Raw genomic sequence first — 16,170 nt, forward strand, 5'->3', positions numbered from 1 at the left:
TATAATTAATTGCTTTATTGAGCTTACTTGCGAATATTCCTGCGGAATATTCACGGGTTCGTAAATGTTTGCTAACTTAGTCGCTGAACCACGCAACTAACCATACACAAGCACGTTGTGCAACATTAACCAATCAAACTCTGAATGACGATTAAGAAAATTTCAACTATATTAAATTGGATTGGTGGTTTATCTGCAATTTGGCTTTTCGCTTATCCGAAATTTTATGAAATTTCTGTTTTGGTAAATATTCTAATTCCTATTGTGGGAATTTTATTTGCACTAAAGCATCAAGGGAAAGTTGGAATTGATTATAGAAAGTGGAACAACACACCAATTCCAAAAATAGATTCAGCGATTCTATTTCCATCATTTGCTTTAATTTTAAGAGCATTAATCGACATTAAAATAATTGGATTTACAAACATCTTTATCTATGCTTTAATAATTAGTATTCCTTTAATTTCAATCTTGTTCTACGGGACAAAAGAATATTTAGTTGGAAAGAAAATATTTACTGGATTCTTTTGGGGAATTCTATTCTTATCTACTTTTGGTTGCGGAACAGCAATTTTGACAAATGCACTTCTTGACCAATCCAAACCTGAATTTTATAAAGCAAGAATTATAAATAAAAAAATTGAAAACGGGAAAACCATAGCGTATAGAATTGATTTTGAACCTTGGGGTCCAATTACGAAAAATGACTTAATGCGTGTCTCTAAAACTGAATTTGAAAGACTAAATGTGAATGACTCTATCGAATTGGAATTAAAATCTGGATTTTTAAAAACTCAATGGATAAGAAAAAAATAACGTTGCACAACACCGTGTATAATTAATTGCTATGGCAAGTGATTATTTGGAAAATTCCTTCGGAATTTTCTCGCGTTCGTTTTTGTTTACTAATTTAGTTGCTGAAACACGCAACTAACCATACACATCAACGTTGGCATTCATTGAGCAGAACCGTAAAAATGACAATTATGAGTAATTTAAAAGACATTAAATCGGAAATTGAAAAATATGCGAATGACTCAAATCTGACCGAATTACAAATTGTTGCGAAACTCGAAAAACACTACTTTGACAAAAAAGTAAATGAGAATTTAAAGTTGTACAAGAAAGGAAAGAAAAAAGTGAGCGAAATAACAAAAGACCTGAAAATCTCGCCACGAAAATTTTATGGGATTTTAGGAAAGAAAAATATTGAACATAAGAAATATAAAAAAAAGTAATTTAAAACAAAACGTTGACTTTTAGCTCGTTTGCGGAAACTGAACAACTTGAATTGAATACGGAATTTAGCAAGTTGAGGAATTGCTCACTCAATCGGAATTGAAAAATATTGCGGAATAAAAACGCTGACGGAACTCACTCAAACGCTGATAAAAAAGAAAACGAAATGCCAACAATGGCTATAATTAATACGGGGTTTGGGCTTAATCAGAAGGTTTGTGTATATTTATCTTGTCACAAAATCCGTTGGATTTTGTAGTGATTAAAAAAATAAAAAACAAAACAAACGGTTTTTGCTTAGTGCCAAACCAAAAGTAATCGCTTATTTGCTCCCGTACTAATCATAGCCCGAACGTTGGCATTCATTGAGTGACGAAATCTAAATTAAACTAAAAAAATTGAAAAATTGAAAAATCTAAAATTACTCGGCTTTATTGGACTAATAGGGTTTCTTCCTTATTTTATTGAGTGTCCATATTATATAAAATACTTTAAGTTATTTTTTTTCATTTTTTGGGTGGAAGAGATTTATAAATTTTTTAATAAAAAGGAAACTACAGAAAAATAATATTTTTTAAGTATTTTATTTCAAAAAATAGAATATTATTTCAATGACGGAATATAAATCTGAATAAAATCAAATGCTGACTTTTTAGTTCATTTGTAGAATCTGAAACTAAATTGAAAAATATTGCGGTATAAAAACTTAAACGGAACTCACTCAAACGCAGTAAAAATAAAAATCTGGAATTGAGTTTATTACGGAATTGCTCACTCAATCGGAATTGAAAAATATTGCGGAATAAAAACACTGACGGAACTCACTCAAACGCTGAAAAAAAATAAAACGAAATGCCAACACTGGCTATAGTTAATACGGGTTTTGGTGCTTAATCCAAATTCTGTACATATTTATAAAGTCCGCCAAATCTTTTGATTTGGCTTTAAAATAAAAAAGATAAAAACAAAATAAAAAGCTTTGGCTAAGTGCAAATCCGAAAATTATTCTATTTTTAATCCCGTACTAACCATAGCCTAACCGTTGTGCGCAAGCTGAAAAAACCATCGTAATCAAATGATATTTAAAGGAATTAACAACCAATCTGTTGAATTTAAGATAACGAATTATCAGTTTCCTGAAATAACAAATTGTGAATATGATTCTAATTGGTTGTTGGTTTATTTAAAAGTAAAAAGTGATTGTGGAAATTGGCAAACTGTTGACCCATCACTTTTAGTTGGAGATTTAAATGACATTAAAGATTGGTTTGAAAAACTCTCGAATAATATTGAAACTGATTCTGATTCACTTGTTTTTATGGAACCAAACTTGGAATTTGAACTGACCAAAAAGAATTTAGAAGAAAAGCATATCAGAATAATATTTGACTTGGAATCTCGACCACAAAGTGCAGATGATGATAAAGATTATTTTGTAGATTGCGTTTTTAACAACAGCGAATTAAAACTAATTGTAAAGGAATTAGAAAAACAAGTTGAACAATATCCGAGAAGAGCAATCTAATGGAAAAAAGACAGTCAGAAATAATAAAGGAAATAGCACAAGAATTGGATTGCGGGTTTGACTGTTATTACAATTCTAAAACTGACGAAATTGTTGCAATCCCGAATTTTTCACAATTTTCGGACGAGGATGAATTTAAAGAGGCTTTTAGTGACAGTTTAGAAAAAGTGGAAAAGTATAAAGCGGATTTTATAAAATTTGAGACATTAGAAAGCTTTGAGTCTTTTAAAATTATGGAGCTTTTTGTTGAGCAGTTATCTGACCAAAATTTAAAGTCGGAATTGGAAAATACTTTAGCAAATAAAAAGCCTTTTCAGAATTTTAAGCATAAAATCGACCATTCTGAATTTAGACAAAGTTGGTTTGAATTTAAGAAAAGTGAGTTGGAAAAAATAGTAGAAAATCAATTAGACAGCGGAAAAGCCAGCGCACAACACCGTATATAATTTATTGCTAGTTCTAGCCTACTTACGAAAATCCTCGCGGATTTTCTATTTGGTTTTTATTTGCTAAATTACGTGCTAAACCACGCAACAAACCATATACAAACACGTTCTACACCATTTGAAAAAAACATTCGTAATCATATTGACCTTAATCGGATTTGTAACTTTTGGCCAAGAAAATAAACTTGACCGAATTGAGAATGAAGTAAACTCCATCAACTCTGACTCTACTCTAACGAAATCTGAATTTGATTGGGTTGAGCTAACTGGAATTACAACTGATGGTGGCGGAATTTTAAAAGTTTGGCGGAACGAAAATCAAATATGCAAAATAGTTGAGGAAATCGGACTTTCATATGGTCGAGTAAGAACTACGATTTATTTAGAAGGCGGATTGCCAATCAAAATAATAGAAACGGAAGAAAATTTCGGAGAAAAAAATGGCGAATTAAATTACAATGAACTGAATGAAGTTTTTAGAGCTAATATTCATATTTTCGATTGGGAAAATGATGACGGAAAAATTGAGCGAATTGGAAAACGAGTTTTAAGCGAAGGAAGTTGCTCAACATTTGATTACGAACCGATTATTGAGCGTGCTGAAAAAGCAACATCGGAATAAAAACGGTGTAGAACAACGTATATAGCTCATAGCTGGGCAGTTGCTTAATCGGAAGTTAAGGCATATTTGCGAAGTCCGCCAAATTTTTAAATTTGGCTTATTGATAAAAAAGGTAATAAGAAAAATTTAAAAATTCGGCTCGTGCTTAACCGAAAAATAATCGCTAATTTACACGCTACGAGCCATATACAAAACCGTTGCCAGTAATTTGAGAAAAATTGAGAAAACTAATAATAATTCTAACAATATTTTCTTTTCTATCGTGTAATAGAAAAAACGAAATTCCGAAAGAACTGAATTATTCTTTTGAGTATTTAAATGAAGTTTGGAGTCCTGAAAATATTGAAAGTTTTAAAAACATCAAAGAGAACGACACAACGCCAAACAACTTACATTTTGGAATTGGATTAAACTTGCGGAACAATTTATTACGCCACCACGCCAAATCGGATTCTATAGTGGCATATTTCAATTCTTTGGGAATAACACACGATGATTATATGTCTGGATTAATATTATATTCTTACCATCAATATTTGAACGGCGAAAATGTCTACATCCAAGACAAGGTGAATGAAATTATAGAAAGTGAAAAGCCATATAAGGAATGTATGAAAAAACAGAGGATAATAGGTTTAGAAAAATATAATCGATTTAAAATAAGTGACACGATTAATGTAAAATTACCTGTTAGCGAAAATAATAGTGCCGTAGATTACGGATGTCCAAATTTGGATTGGAAATTCCGAGATTCCATTGATTTATCTATCGACGGAATTATAACAGATAAATATTTCTCAAAAGATTCTATCGATGCGTATTTGAAAGTAAAAATTCTAAATAAAAATCATCCGAAAACTGAAATAATGATGGACGATTTGGTTGTTAACGACGAATTTGAAATTCAATTAATTAATAGCGCTTGGAAAATAAAAACTACTGGCAACAGCGTGTATAATTAATTGCTTTGGCAAGAGCCTATTTGGAAAATTCCTCCGGAATTTTCTCTGGCAAGTATTTGTTTACTAAATTAGTTGCTTAACCACGCAACTAATCATACACCAAAACGTTACCCACAATATTGAAAAAACCTATGCTTAATAAAATTTTGCTTCTGATTTTGACAATCAGTCTGTTTTCTTGCCGATCTCAAACGGATGAAAATTATGCTGACGAACTGAAAAGTTGTTTATCAGATAAAGACGTGGAATTGCTAAACAAAGCTACTTCCCATTTCGAAAAACTATTATCTGAACACTATCAAAATACTGACAATAACGAAAATTTCATTAACTATCTTTCCGAATTAGGTTCAATACAAACTGAAAGAAATTTCACAGCGGATTTCTATCTAAATAGCAATTCTATTGAAATAGTTGACGAAATGGAAAAAAACGGGACATTCGGAAAAATATGGACTGAATTTATTGAGGATGAAGAAGAAATACCAATTGTGGTTGCACCAGGCTATGAAGAGCCAGAAAAAGAAAAGATTGAACTCTATGTTTTAAACTCAAACGGATTATATTTAGAGTGTATAAACAAGGTTTCAAACAATAAAGGAATTAAAGAAATACTGAATTCTCAATCTGAATATGGCGATGTTGCACCAACAATAATTGCTGGAGCTATGAAAAACGAGATGAAAAAAACTGATTTTGACAACGGACTAAATAAGACTATCATCGCAATTGGATTTTATTACGACATTGTGAATTTACTGAACAAAAACCCAAGGTAAACGAAAAAATACTGTGGGTAACACCGTATAAAAATAATTACGGTTTAGTGCTTAATCAAAGGTCGTTGCGTGTTTGTAACATCTGATTTTCCTTCGGAAAATCCTCGCATACAAACCCGCAACTATTCTTATACATAAACGTTCTACGCAATTTGACTAAAACCAACAATGACAAACATTCCAATTTCAAAATCCGACCCTTTTACTAAAAAATTCAACCTTGAATGGGAATCGTTAGGTGGAAATGAATTTTATGAAAAAGTTTTGAATGGAACTATTAATATGGTTTCTACTAAACCTGATATTAATCGACTTTTTCTTACAGCAAATCATTTAGAGGGAAAAGATTATTTAATAATAAGACATCCAAGTAAAGATTTTATGCTTGACATTGGAGACAAGTTTTATATATTATTTGAGAACAATGAAGTTTTGGAATTTGATATAGAAAAAAAGTCTTTTCATCTGTATAACAGTCTAAACGATACGTATAAACAAGTTTACGAAAATAGAATTTTATTGTACAAAGAGGATTTAGAAAATCTATCTCAAAATCTAATAAAAGACTGGCGAATTCTGACTTCTGGAAACAGAAAAATTGAAGGAATGCGACCTTTTGGCGGAACATATCATAAATACGACAATAAAGAAAATTTACAAATTGCTCTGAAAAACTTATTCGTAGATTATAATAAGATAGTTGGCGAAATAGAAAATTATGAACCATTATCAAAACTTGATTTTAAAGATGAAATCAGTTTAACAGAAGTTTGCCACTTGTATTTAATGAAAGATTTGGCAAATGGTTATTACAAAATTGGAATATCTAATAATCCAGAGTATCGAGAAAAAACTTTACAAAGCGAAAAGCCAACTATTGAACTGATAACCTCAAAAGGGTTTTCTAACCGAAAAATTGCTTTAGCTTTTGAAAGTTCATTACACAAATCTTATGAAAACAAAAGATTACGTGGAGAATGGTTCGAATTGACTGACAGAGAAATAGCAGAAATTAAAGAAATACTGGAATAAAAACTGCGTAGAACACCGTGTATAATTCATTGCTAGTTATAGCCTACTTACGAAAGTCCTCGCGGACTTTTTATCTGTGATTTATTTGCTAACTTTAGTACCTAAACACGCAACAAAATCATACACAAACACGTTGTGGTGCATTTGACAGAACGTAACCGAACAGAAAAATGAAAGAGTTTTTTAAAGACATATTTGAATATCATAATCACTTTAACCAAAAGCTGATTCAACAACTGATTGAATATGAGAATAAACTACCAAAGCGGACTATTCCACTCTTTTCTCACTTGATAAATGCTCAACAAATTTGGAATGCGAGAATAACTGGAAAAGAAAAGCTGGGTGTTCACCAAATACATTCACTCGAAAAATGCGCTGGAATTGACAATGAAAATTATCAAGAAACTCTGAAAATACTTGACGAGCGAGAATTGGAAGAAAGAATTACATACAAGAACTCGAAAGGAACAGAATTTGACAATTCAATGCAACAGATTTTGTTTCACGTAGCTAATCATTTTAGCCATCATAAAGGACAAATAATTTCGGATTTAAGACAAAGCGGAATTGACCCAATTGTAACTGATTATATATTTTACAAACGATAGATAAAAATAAAAAACGACACCACAACAATGGCTATAAACAATTTCTATTACAGACTTATCCTGAAAATTCCTGCGGAATTTTCAGCTTTGTATGTGCTTGCAAAAGTTAGTGCTAACCCACGCAACTGTTCATAGCCGAGACCGTTAGGGTGCATTTAAAATGAAAAATATTACATACATCATATTATTGCTTTTTATTGCAAGTGGTTGCAAAAATCCGATTTCAGAAGCGGACAAAAAACGTTTGACTGAATTCAACGAAAAAGCAGTTGAATACAGAATGAATGGCGATTTGGAAAACGCAAAAAGAAATTATACAAAAGCTATCGAAATTGACCAATCCAATACTTTCATCCGATATGAACTAATTGGAGTTTATGTCGAGCAAGATAGTCTAGACAAAGCATTCGAACTTTTAGAAAAAATACCGGCTGAACAAAAAGAAACTGAATATTACTACCAAGTGAAAGGTGGACTTTTTGAATTCAACGGACAAAAAGAACAAGCAATTGAAAGCTACAAAAAAGCTCTTGAATTAACGGACAAACCAGAAGTTAAAGATGAAATGGATTTAAGTCCTTTGATCAACTATGCAATGCTCGAAACCTTGGCTGGAAAAAAAGAGAAAGCTGTAAGCAGACTTAATGAAACTTTAGATTTGGATTGGCTAACTGAAAGCAATAAAGAATATCTCGAAACTTTCAGAAACGAATTTGAATTTTATCAAGGAAACGGAAATTTAGAGTTTGACCCAAAAAGAGATATTTTAATTAAAACAACAAATTCAGATAGTCTTGAATTGGTTTTAAGAGAAAATCATCTAAACATATCGGGAAGTAGTTCGAGTAATGGAAATGACACAACCGAAATCTATTTATCCGAAAAATATCGAACTGGAATAAATAAACTGAATATAAAAACGCACCCTAACAATGGCTATAAGTAATTGCTTGTTCTCGCCTACTTCTGAAAATCCTCACGGATTTTCAGTTTGGTGTGTACTTGCTAAATTAACCACTAAACCACACCACTACTCATAGCCGAGACCGTTGCCAATAATTATGACCAACATCACGAATGAAAGAAATTTACGAGCCTAAATTTGTTGAAAAGCTATTTGACAAAATGAGTAGTTCGTATTCAAAAATGAATTACATAACCTCATTCGGATTTAGTGAAAGATGGAGAAGACAATGTGTTGAAGAAATTGGAATCGAGAAAGGAAAAACAGTTGTCGATTTAATGACCGGAATGGGGGAATGTTGGAAACATATTTTAAAAAATTCGGACAATAACTCAAAACTAATCGGACTTGACTTCTCAACCGAAATGATAAATCGGGCGGAAAAGAATAAATCTAAATTCAAAAAATCTAAAGTTGAGATTCTTAAAGAAAATGTTTTTGACAATTCAATTGCAAACGAAACAGCTGACTATGTAATTTCAGGATTTGGATTAAAGACATTTAATGATGAACAACTTGGAAAATTAGCAAACGAAATTAACCGAATTTTAAAACCAAACGGAAAGTTTTCCTTAATTGACGTTTCTGTTCCAAAAAGTAAAATCTTAAAACCATTTTATATGTTTTACTTGAAAAATATTATTCCGATTTTAGGAAAAGTATTTCTTGGAAGTCCAGAGACCTATAAAATGTTAGGAGTTTATACAGAAGAATTTGGAAACTCAAAAAACACGTATCAGATTTTTAACAGACCTGAATTTGAAGTTGAATATGTGGAATATTTTTTCGGTTGAGCAAGTGGAATTAAAGGAAAAAAAATAAAATAACTATTGGCAACAACGTGTATAATTAATGGCTAGTTCTCGCCTACTTACGAAAATCCTCTCGGATTTTCTATCTGGTTTTTATTTGCTAAATTAGGTGCTTAAACACGCCACTAATCATACACAAGACCGTTGGCACCAATTTGAACAATGAACAAAGCGACCTTATATTTTGGAATAATTTTCCTGATAGGAATTAGTCTTTATTTCATAAGTGGTTTAAATTCTACTAAATCAAATAGTGATTTAAATTTTGGAACTTTTAATATCAAACTCCCTTCTGATTGGAAAAAAATTGAGTTTAATGGAATCGACAGTTATGTAGGTGGAATTACAAACGGAATTNTGGTTTAAATTCTACTAAATCAAATAGTGATTTAAATTTTGGAACTTTTAATATCAAACTCCCTTCTGATTGGAAAAAAATTGAGTTTAATGGAATCGACAGTTATGTAGGTGGAATTACAAACGGAATTGACTCATTGACTTTTGATTATGGTTGGTACTCATATGACTTTGAATACGAAGACAGAGATAAACAACTCTTCTCAACCGACACAATAAATGGAAAAATTACATTGTTGACCAAACCAAAAGAAATCGGAAATGGAACAATTGGAATTTATATTGAAAAAGCATTTAAAAAGAACAGTTTTAATTTAATTGGTAAAGACATCAAAAATGAAGAACTGATTTTGGATATATTCAAATCAATAAAGTTTAAGGATAGTGACACACTTTTGAACTCGAAGCGAATTGAATTTAGTGAAAAATAAAAAACTGGTGCCAACACCGTGTAAAAAACATTGCTTATTTTAGTTCAAGCGTTTGGTCGTTGCTTTGTTTGCTAGCATCCGATTTTCCTTCGGAAAATCCTCGCACTCAAACACGCAACGTTCCTTACACATAAACGTTAGCTGCAAGCTGAAAAACAACACATTTTCATATGATAAAGACATATTTCGATTGGAATGTATTGTCGCAAATAAAAAATGGCGACCATATCGAACTGAAAGAAATAATTCTTGACAATGAAAAATTATTTATTCCATTTTCTACTTCTCATATTGGAGATATATTCTCTAGCTTCAAAGAAACCAGCATACAAAGAGAATATATTGAATCAGATTTAAACTTTATTTCCGAGCTTACCAAAAACAAGTGTTTAATGAATACAGGAAAAGAAGTTGTACTTGACTTTTATCCACCCAAAGAACTTTTTGAACAAAGAATTGAAGAAAAAGACACCTTTAATGATTTAAGCCTTGATGGGTTAATGAACATTTTCGAACAAGACGACCTTACTAAAAGTATTGGAAAATCGCTGATAAATTTACTCAAATCAATACCACTCGAAGAATCACTGAAACAAGCATTTGAAAATCCTGAAAGTGCTGAACAAATGGATAAAATGTTTCCTGGACTAAAAGAAAATCCGACTATGGACGGTTTTTTCAAAAATTTCAGCCAAATGAATTTGAACCTTAATGAATCTGACGGTTATCAAGAATTAAGAAAAACTGTTCAAGGAGGAATGGGAATTAATAGAGATAAAATTTTTGACTCAAAAGACCCATATAAAATAATAGATGATAAATATAAAAAAGTTGGTACTAACCCAAATCAATTTATAGATAATTCAAAAAATGCACCTGAATGGTTTAACGAAATTACGAACTAATATCTCTTGCTTGATATGCACGGTTATCAAGAAGACAAAGTGAATATAAAAAAAGGGAGAAAAGAAACATTTAAAAATACTACCGAAGATGCATTTCACGCTGCTTTTGCTTCTACTTGTAATTTCTACATCATAAATGACAATAAATCATACAAGAAAACTAAATTGATTTATGAAAAATTAGGTATTAATACGATAGTTCTAAAACCATCTGAATTTGTAGAATACTATCAAAAATATCTCGACATAAAAGAGGTTATTTTAAATTTCAGGATACCATTTGAAATAATCAAAACAGCTGAGTTTTATGAAGAAGTAATGGAAACAGCTACTTTGAGGACATATTATGTTCCGTTCTTTTTCTTCGGCTTTTTTAATAAAATTATGGTATTAATTCCAAATGATGGTAGCGAAACACTTATCCTTTTAAGTCAAAATGGCCCAAGTAATCACAGAGTTTATTCTATGGAAATTCAACATTTATATAAACAGTTCTGTGAAATACTCGGAGATGATATTGAGAATTTGGGACAGATTAAAGATGAAGAATTTAAGAAAGAAGAATGGATAGGAAGGAAATGGAAATTAGATGAAATTACTTTTCGATTGACAAGACCAAATGGTCATTTTCAATTATATTTTGACCAATAAAACTAAAGTTATGGGAATTCCAAATGGCAAATACGATATAGAATTAATTCGCAGAACAAAAGAACTAATTCAATCTTATAAGGGTAAATACAATTTGACACTTTTAATGAATGGAATATTAAGTTTAATTGTTTTACCGCATCAACACAATGCGAGAGTAAGAAAACTAAATTTTATGAATAAGGATTTAAATGATATTCCAGAAATCCAATTTGTATTAAATTCCCCTAACTTTCAATTTGATAGACGTGGAAACAACAATGATTTAAAAAACCTTTTAACCCGAATGCGGAATGGAATCGCTCATCAAAGAATTGAATCGATTAGTGAAGATAATAAATGGAAAGGTGTAATTATTCAGGACGGTCAAAATGGAAATATAGGACTAAATCTTGAACTCAAAACCTCTGAACTAAGAAAATTTGCATTCTATATTGCAGATGAATATTTAAAAGAACTGAATAAAAAGCCAGCAGCTAACACCGTATAAAATTAATTGCTGGTTATAGCCTACTTACGAAAGTCCTCGTAGACTTTCTATCTGTGATTTATTTGCTAACTTTAGTGCTTAAAACACGCAACTAATCTTATGCGAACACGTTAGGTGCAAGCTAAAAAAACGTCCGAATAGAAAAATTTGATAAGAAAAAACAATTTAGTGAAATAGATGAAAAATGCATTTAGTGGATACTCTTATCAAAAACAAGTAACCTTTCTCCTACTCTCATTAATGGATGTGGAACGAAATATTTCTAAAATTGAAATAGAAGCTAAAACCACAGATAATTTTGACGATTTAGTAATCACGACTAATTCAGAAGTAATTCAATTTCAAATAAAAGATTTTGAGGATATAAAGTTTAATGACCTAAAAATTCAGGACAATAAAGTCATAATGAAAGGGCACAAACCTCTTGAATTATCTTCAAAACAAAATATAATATTCTTTAGAAATATTTCCTTCAAATCAAATGAGGAAATACTGAGCTTTCCAAGTTATAAATTAGCAAATAATGTTTCAATAATTTCATTATCAAGAACTCAAATTGATAAAAAAATAGATGATTTATATGTAAATAATCCTCGAAGAAGAAACGAAATAGATTCTTTCTTCAATACAACTTTAGATAAAAGAATATGGGAAATTTCAAGAGAATCTCTTCCTCAACTTAAAGTCTTTATAACAGAATTACAGGAAGAATCTGTTACAATTAGTCATAAACTTCTAAAATTTGATAAGCTACTATTGATTGAAGGTAAACCTGGAATTGGAAAAAGTCATTTTGTAAATACACTTACAAAAGAATATGAAAACAATATTTTATATCGCTTTTGGGTTGGAAATCAAGACAGAGATTATCAAGAGAGGCTAAAATTTGAAAATTTTATTCGTGATTTAAATACCAAGCTTTTTTATGACCAAAACACAAGAACAATTGAAGAACTCTTAGACGAATTAAAAGTAGAAAAGAAAACGTTTATAATTGATGGTCTTGACCACGTAGAGAACTACAATAATTCTGAGTTTGACTGTTTTATAAATTTCATTAATAGAGCAAAGGATTATTGTGAAATAATTGTTTTATCAAGACCACTTGTAAGCAAATTAGACTGGAAAAAGCACACACTTGAAAATTGGAATTTAAAGCAAACTGAAAAAGTTTTAAAAGAACTCTTTCATCTATCAGAATATTCAATCATTGGAGAAATATTTAAAATTTCTCAAGGTTACCCTATTATAGTTAAATACGTTACGGAGCATTATAAGCTACATAAAAAGACACCTCCAATTGAGCAAATTCATAATATAGATTCATATTACCAAGAAATTATTTCAAATGAAAAAGGAAAACAAAGTTTATCTCTTTTTCTATGTTCTAAATCTTATATAATGGAAACTGAAATAGATTTATTTATAGGAGATGAAAAATATTATGTAAACGAGTTTATTAAGGAACATCCTTATTTGTTTGACATTAAACTAAATAGAATATCACTTTTTCACGATAGTTTCAACACCTTTTTAAGAAAGCAAGTTGATTATTCTTATAAAACTAAAAAAGTCAATAGTATTGTTAGCGAATCTATTTTAAATCTTGAAAAGAGATTTCTATCTCGATTTAGCTTATTTCTACTTTCAAAAGAACAAAAAAAAGAAATTATTATTAAATATTCCTCAATAGAATCATTTGAGAAAATAATAGAAAACATAGTTGATTATGAATCCATCATAACATTTTACACTCAACTTCGAGAAACATTAAATGTAATTTCTCCGAACGAATTAAGTGTAATTAATTACTACGATTTATCGTTAATTTTAAACTTAGTTTTACGAGAACACATTTCGACTCTCAACACTTTTTATTACACTTATGTACAATCATTGATAAATAATGGTATAACAGATGAAGAAATTACAAGTTCAGATTATCTGTTTGGAATGTATTATTACATAAAGACAAAAAATGCAGTACTAATTTATAATAGAACAGCCAATGACAATTACGGCACAGAACATTTTCATAATGAACTAGAAAATGACGTTTATGACGAAGTAAACTATATTAAAAAACATTCAAAATCGTTAAACAAAAAGACAATTGACAAAGCTCTAAAAGACAAAATAAATTTTAGAGAACATCTAACACATATTATAGAAAACATAATAATTCATAATTCCAAAATTAAAGATTATGAATATCTTAAATCTAGTTTTAAAGATTATTTAATTGGAAAATCATCTAATGCTACATTAAAGCTTCTAGAGTTATTACGAAATCAAAATATTAGAGATTTCTATTTAAATTGGATTTTGAAAGATGTCTACAACAATCTTCTTTCGTATGGATTAAAAATTGATGAAGGGAGAAATGAATATCACGATTTAACTTTAGAAAAAATTATTAAAGTATATTCTCATTTAGGAAGCTTCAATCTAAGAGATAAAATTCATAATCATATTCGGTTAGCTTTATTAGAAAATAGAAAAATTGATATTCAAAATATTTATCCTTTTTGGATTAAATATTATCAAAGAAAGGATTACACTTTATATAGTTTACCAATTGCATTAAAAACATTACAAAGCGAAGATTTAATTTGTCTCAAAGAATGTGTGGAGTTAATTCACGTAATACAAGAAATTTCGGAAAAAGGATACAGACATTTACTAGCAGAATTTATAATCTTATATAAACCAGCAGAAATAATTCCATATTTAGAAAATAATTTTGACATTAAAGAATTGAATATTGAATGGTTTAAACTCCCAAAAAAATATATAAACAAACTAGGAGAACGAACATATAATATTGCAGAAAACAGATTAATAGAATACAAACAAAGTCTTTCTATTGATTTGGAAGATATAGAAAACGTACTTCATTCTAATTATTTTAGTAACCTTGAGTTTACTCTAAACTTATTTAAGTTTAAAATTAGATTCAAAAAAAACCAACAAAAAACTGTTCTCAAATTAAAGCAATCTAAATTAAGGTTTGAAGAAGAGATTGAACAGAATGACTATGACAAATACAAACAAAATAGCCAACAGAGGTTTGATAATGGAATCCTAACTATCAAAGACCTGAACTTTATTAAAAAGAAGCAATTGAAGCCTTATGAAATCACAAAATTTTCTGACGGAAATTACACTTCTTTACCTGAAATTGATATTTTTAAAATATATGAACCAAAAGAGATAAGTGAAAGTTTTCAAGAAATATTATATAACTCTTTAATAAACAAAACGAAAAGTATAAATTATTTTTATTCACTTTATTATCATCCTGGAAATATACTTACAATGATAAAACTTTATAGAGATGACAACGAATTTAAAGAAGCTGTTAAGAGTTTTGAAAAGTATATGAACTTATCTATGTTTAGCGTGAAAATAAAAAGCCAGACACCTAACAATGTATAAAAAACATAGGGCATTTGGTGCTAAAACAAAAGTTCTGTGAATATTAATTAAGTCCGCTAAATATAAAATTTGGCATTTATAGTAAAAAAGATAAAAGCAAAATATTTATATTTAGCTAAGTAATAAACCGAAACGAAAATGCTTATCAACTGCCCTACGTTTCTTATACCAACCGTTACCCACCATTTGAAAAAAACAACGTACATACAATTCAAAATACCGAAAAGCGAGCAAATAGCGAAAGCTGACGGTATAGTAAAACGCAATTTTAAAAAAGCCATAATTGGAATTTTAAGTACGATAATTCCAAAAGCAAATCCTGATTTCGAAAATAAAATTGACCTCGTGGAAACGTGGATTGTTGAATTGGACAACGAAACCGGAATTCCAGAACGTGAAATCGGAATGGATAAAAACGGAAGAATAATTATAAAAATGCCATTTAAAAATAACTATGGTTATTGGACTGACAACAATTTATTATTGACAGATTTTAAAAATCATCTTGAGACTTCAGAAATCAGTCAAGATAGTTTTGAAAATTATTGGAGTTTATTTGAAAAGACAGAAGACTTTGAAACTGAATTAACGGACTATAAAATTCAATCGACTGGAGCTGACGGTGGACATCATTACTTAATGGCGAAAGTTGATTACAACGGACAGAAACGAGATTTAATTGCTTATTTTACTAACAAATCGGACGAGCAAAAAGTTAAGAAATTGGATAAAGTCAAAATATGTGGAAAAATAGTTGATGATGGAATTGAACAATCATTGTCACTATTCGAAACTAAATTACTGAACGAATAAAAAACGGTGGGTAACAATGTATAAAAATAATTGCTCAATTTTGGGCTTAACCAAAGGTCGTTGCAAGTTTACTACGTCTGATTTTCCTGCGGA

The 16,170-nt window shown here is 29.9% G+C and carries 17 protein-coding genes; all 17 read left to right on the forward strand.

Going from position 1 to position 16,170, the window contains the following annotated elements:
- The first annotated feature begins 144 nt into the window (after positions 1 to 144).
- The 17 genes from AC0UBM_RS18020 (at position 145) to AC0UBM_RS18100 (ending at position 16,077) form a co-directional block, all read left to right on the forward strand.
- The gene (locus AC0UBM_RS18020; RefSeq protein WP_475689577.1) at positions 145 to 816 is read left to right on the forward strand and encodes a hypothetical protein; all 672 of its coding nucleotides are present in this window, start codon (positions 145 to 147) and stop codon (positions 814 to 816) included.
- A 170-nt stretch (positions 817 to 986) separates the two neighbouring features.
- Positions 987 to 1,238: a hypothetical protein gene (locus AC0UBM_RS18025; RefSeq protein WP_475689578.1), complete on the forward strand. Its 252-nt coding sequence runs from the start codon at positions 987 to 989 to the stop codon at positions 1,236 to 1,238.
- A gap of 1,076 nt (positions 1,239 to 2,314) precedes the next feature.
- Entirely contained in the window at positions 2,315 to 2,764 is a 450-nt protein-coding gene (locus AC0UBM_RS18030; protein WP_475689579.1) for a WapI family immunity protein, read from the forward strand.
- Positions 2,764 to 3,210 carry a UPF0158 family protein gene (locus AC0UBM_RS18035; protein WP_334471905.1) on the forward strand — a complete coding sequence of 149 codons (447 nt, stop codon included), beginning with the start codon at positions 2,764 to 2,766 and terminating at the stop codon, positions 3,208 to 3,210. The genes AC0UBM_RS18030 and AC0UBM_RS18035 overlap by 1 nt, the downstream gene beginning before the upstream one ends.
- A gap of 118 nt (positions 3,211 to 3,328) precedes the next feature.
- Positions 3,329 to 3,832 (forward strand): hypothetical protein, encoded by a 504-nt coding sequence (locus AC0UBM_RS18040; RefSeq protein ID WP_475689580.1) that lies wholly within the window; start codon positions 3,329 to 3,331, stop codon positions 3,830 to 3,832.
- Positions 3,833 to 4,050: 218 nt separating this feature from the next.
- A complete protein-coding gene (locus tag AC0UBM_RS18045) occupies positions 4,051 to 4,794 on the forward strand; it encodes a DUF6794 domain-containing protein (protein WP_475689581.1) in 744 nt (247 codons plus the stop codon).
- Between the two features lie 119 nt (positions 4,795 to 4,913).
- The gene (locus tag AC0UBM_RS18050) at positions 4,914 to 5,573 is read left to right on the forward strand and encodes a hypothetical protein (RefSeq protein ID WP_475689582.1); all 660 of its coding nucleotides are present in this window, start codon (positions 4,914 to 4,916) and stop codon (positions 5,571 to 5,573) included.
- Positions 5,574 to 5,741: 168 nt separating this feature from the next.
- A complete protein-coding gene (locus AC0UBM_RS18055) occupies positions 5,742 to 6,605 on the forward strand; it encodes a GIY-YIG nuclease family protein (protein WP_475689583.1) in 864 nt (287 codons plus the stop codon).
- A gap of 170 nt (positions 6,606 to 6,775) precedes the next feature.
- On the forward strand, positions 6,776 to 7,216 hold the full coding sequence (locus tag AC0UBM_RS18060) for a DinB family protein (protein ID WP_475689584.1): 441 nt from the start codon (positions 6,776 to 6,778) through the stop codon (positions 7,214 to 7,216).
- A 160-nt stretch (positions 7,217 to 7,376) separates the two neighbouring features.
- Positions 7,377 to 8,162: a tetratricopeptide repeat protein gene (locus AC0UBM_RS18065; protein WP_475689585.1), complete on the forward strand. Its 786-nt coding sequence runs from the start codon at positions 7,377 to 7,379 to the stop codon at positions 8,160 to 8,162.
- 131 nt (positions 8,163 to 8,293) lie between these two features.
- The gene (locus tag AC0UBM_RS18070) at positions 8,294 to 8,974 is read left to right on the forward strand and encodes a class I SAM-dependent methyltransferase (RefSeq protein ID WP_475689586.1); all 681 of its coding nucleotides are present in this window, start codon (positions 8,294 to 8,296) and stop codon (positions 8,972 to 8,974) included.
- Positions 8,975 to 9,486: 512 nt separating this feature from the next.
- The gene (locus AC0UBM_RS18075; protein ID WP_475689587.1) at positions 9,487 to 9,780 is read left to right on the forward strand and encodes a hypothetical protein; all 294 of its coding nucleotides are present in this window, start codon (positions 9,487 to 9,489) and stop codon (positions 9,778 to 9,780) included.
- 170 nt (positions 9,781 to 9,950) lie between these two features.
- Complete coding sequence (locus AC0UBM_RS18080) at positions 9,951 to 10,685, forward strand: hypothetical protein (RefSeq protein ID WP_475689588.1); 735 nt, start codon at positions 9,951 to 9,953, stop codon at positions 10,683 to 10,685.
- A 15-nt stretch (positions 10,686 to 10,700) separates the two neighbouring features.
- Positions 10,701 to 11,336 (forward strand): hypothetical protein, encoded by a 636-nt coding sequence (locus AC0UBM_RS18085; protein WP_475689589.1) that lies wholly within the window; start codon positions 10,701 to 10,703, stop codon positions 11,334 to 11,336.
- Positions 11,337 to 11,346: 10 nt separating this feature from the next.
- Entirely contained in the window at positions 11,347 to 11,826 is a 480-nt protein-coding gene (locus AC0UBM_RS18090) for a HEPN family nuclease (RefSeq protein WP_475689590.1), read from the forward strand.
- A gap of 177 nt (positions 11,827 to 12,003) precedes the next feature.
- Entirely contained in the window at positions 12,004 to 15,264 is a 3,261-nt protein-coding gene (locus AC0UBM_RS18095) for a hypothetical protein (protein ID WP_475689591.1), read from the forward strand.
- A 186-nt stretch (positions 15,265 to 15,450) separates the two neighbouring features.
- On the forward strand, positions 15,451 to 16,077 hold the full coding sequence (locus tag AC0UBM_RS18100; protein WP_475689592.1) for a hypothetical protein: 627 nt from the start codon (positions 15,451 to 15,453) through the stop codon (positions 16,075 to 16,077).
- Positions 16,078 to 16,170: the final 93 nt, after the last annotated feature.

The sequence above is a fragment of the Formosa sp. F44 genome (assembly GCF_056238645.1).

Excerpts from the sequence above, each read along its gene's own strand:
- AC0UBM_RS18030 (WP_475689579.1), top strand. The coding sequence starts at position 2,315 with ATGATATTTAAAGGAATTAACAACCAATCTGTTGAATTTAAGATAACG.
- AC0UBM_RS18095 (WP_475689591.1), top strand. The coding sequence starts at position 12,004 with ATGAAAAATGCATTTAGTGGATACTCTTATCAAAAACAAGTAACCTTT.
- AC0UBM_RS18025 (WP_475689578.1), top strand. The coding sequence starts at position 987 with ATGAGTAATTTAAAAGACATTAAATCGGAAATTGAAAAATATGCGAAT.
- AC0UBM_RS18090 (WP_475689590.1), top strand. The coding sequence starts at position 11,347 with ATGGGAATTCCAAATGGCAAATACGATATAGAATTAATTCGCAGAACA.
- AC0UBM_RS18070 (WP_475689586.1), top strand. The coding sequence starts at position 8,294 with ATGAAAGAAATTTACGAGCCTAAATTTGTTGAAAAGCTATTTGACAAA.
- AC0UBM_RS18080 (WP_475689588.1), top strand. The coding sequence starts at position 9,951 with ATGATAAAGACATATTTCGATTGGAATGTATTGTCGCAAATAAAAAAT.
- AC0UBM_RS18060 (WP_475689584.1), top strand. The coding sequence starts at position 6,776 with ATGAAAGAGTTTTTTAAAGACATATTTGAATATCATAATCACTTTAAC.
- AC0UBM_RS18035 (WP_334471905.1), top strand. The coding sequence starts at position 2,764 with ATGGAAAAAAGACAGTCAGAAATAATAAAGGAAATAGCACAAGAATTG.
- AC0UBM_RS18055 (WP_475689583.1), top strand. The coding sequence starts at position 5,742 with ATGACAAACATTCCAATTTCAAAATCCGACCCTTTTACTAAAAAATTC.
- AC0UBM_RS18085 (WP_475689589.1), top strand. The coding sequence starts at position 10,701 with ATGCACGGTTATCAAGAAGACAAAGTGAATATAAAAAAAGGGAGAAAA.
- AC0UBM_RS18065 (WP_475689585.1), top strand. The coding sequence starts at position 7,377 with ATGAAAAATATTACATACATCATATTATTGCTTTTTATTGCAAGTGGT.
- AC0UBM_RS18020 (WP_475689577.1), top strand. The coding sequence starts at position 145 with ATGACGATTAAGAAAATTTCAACTATATTAAATTGGATTGGTGGTTTA.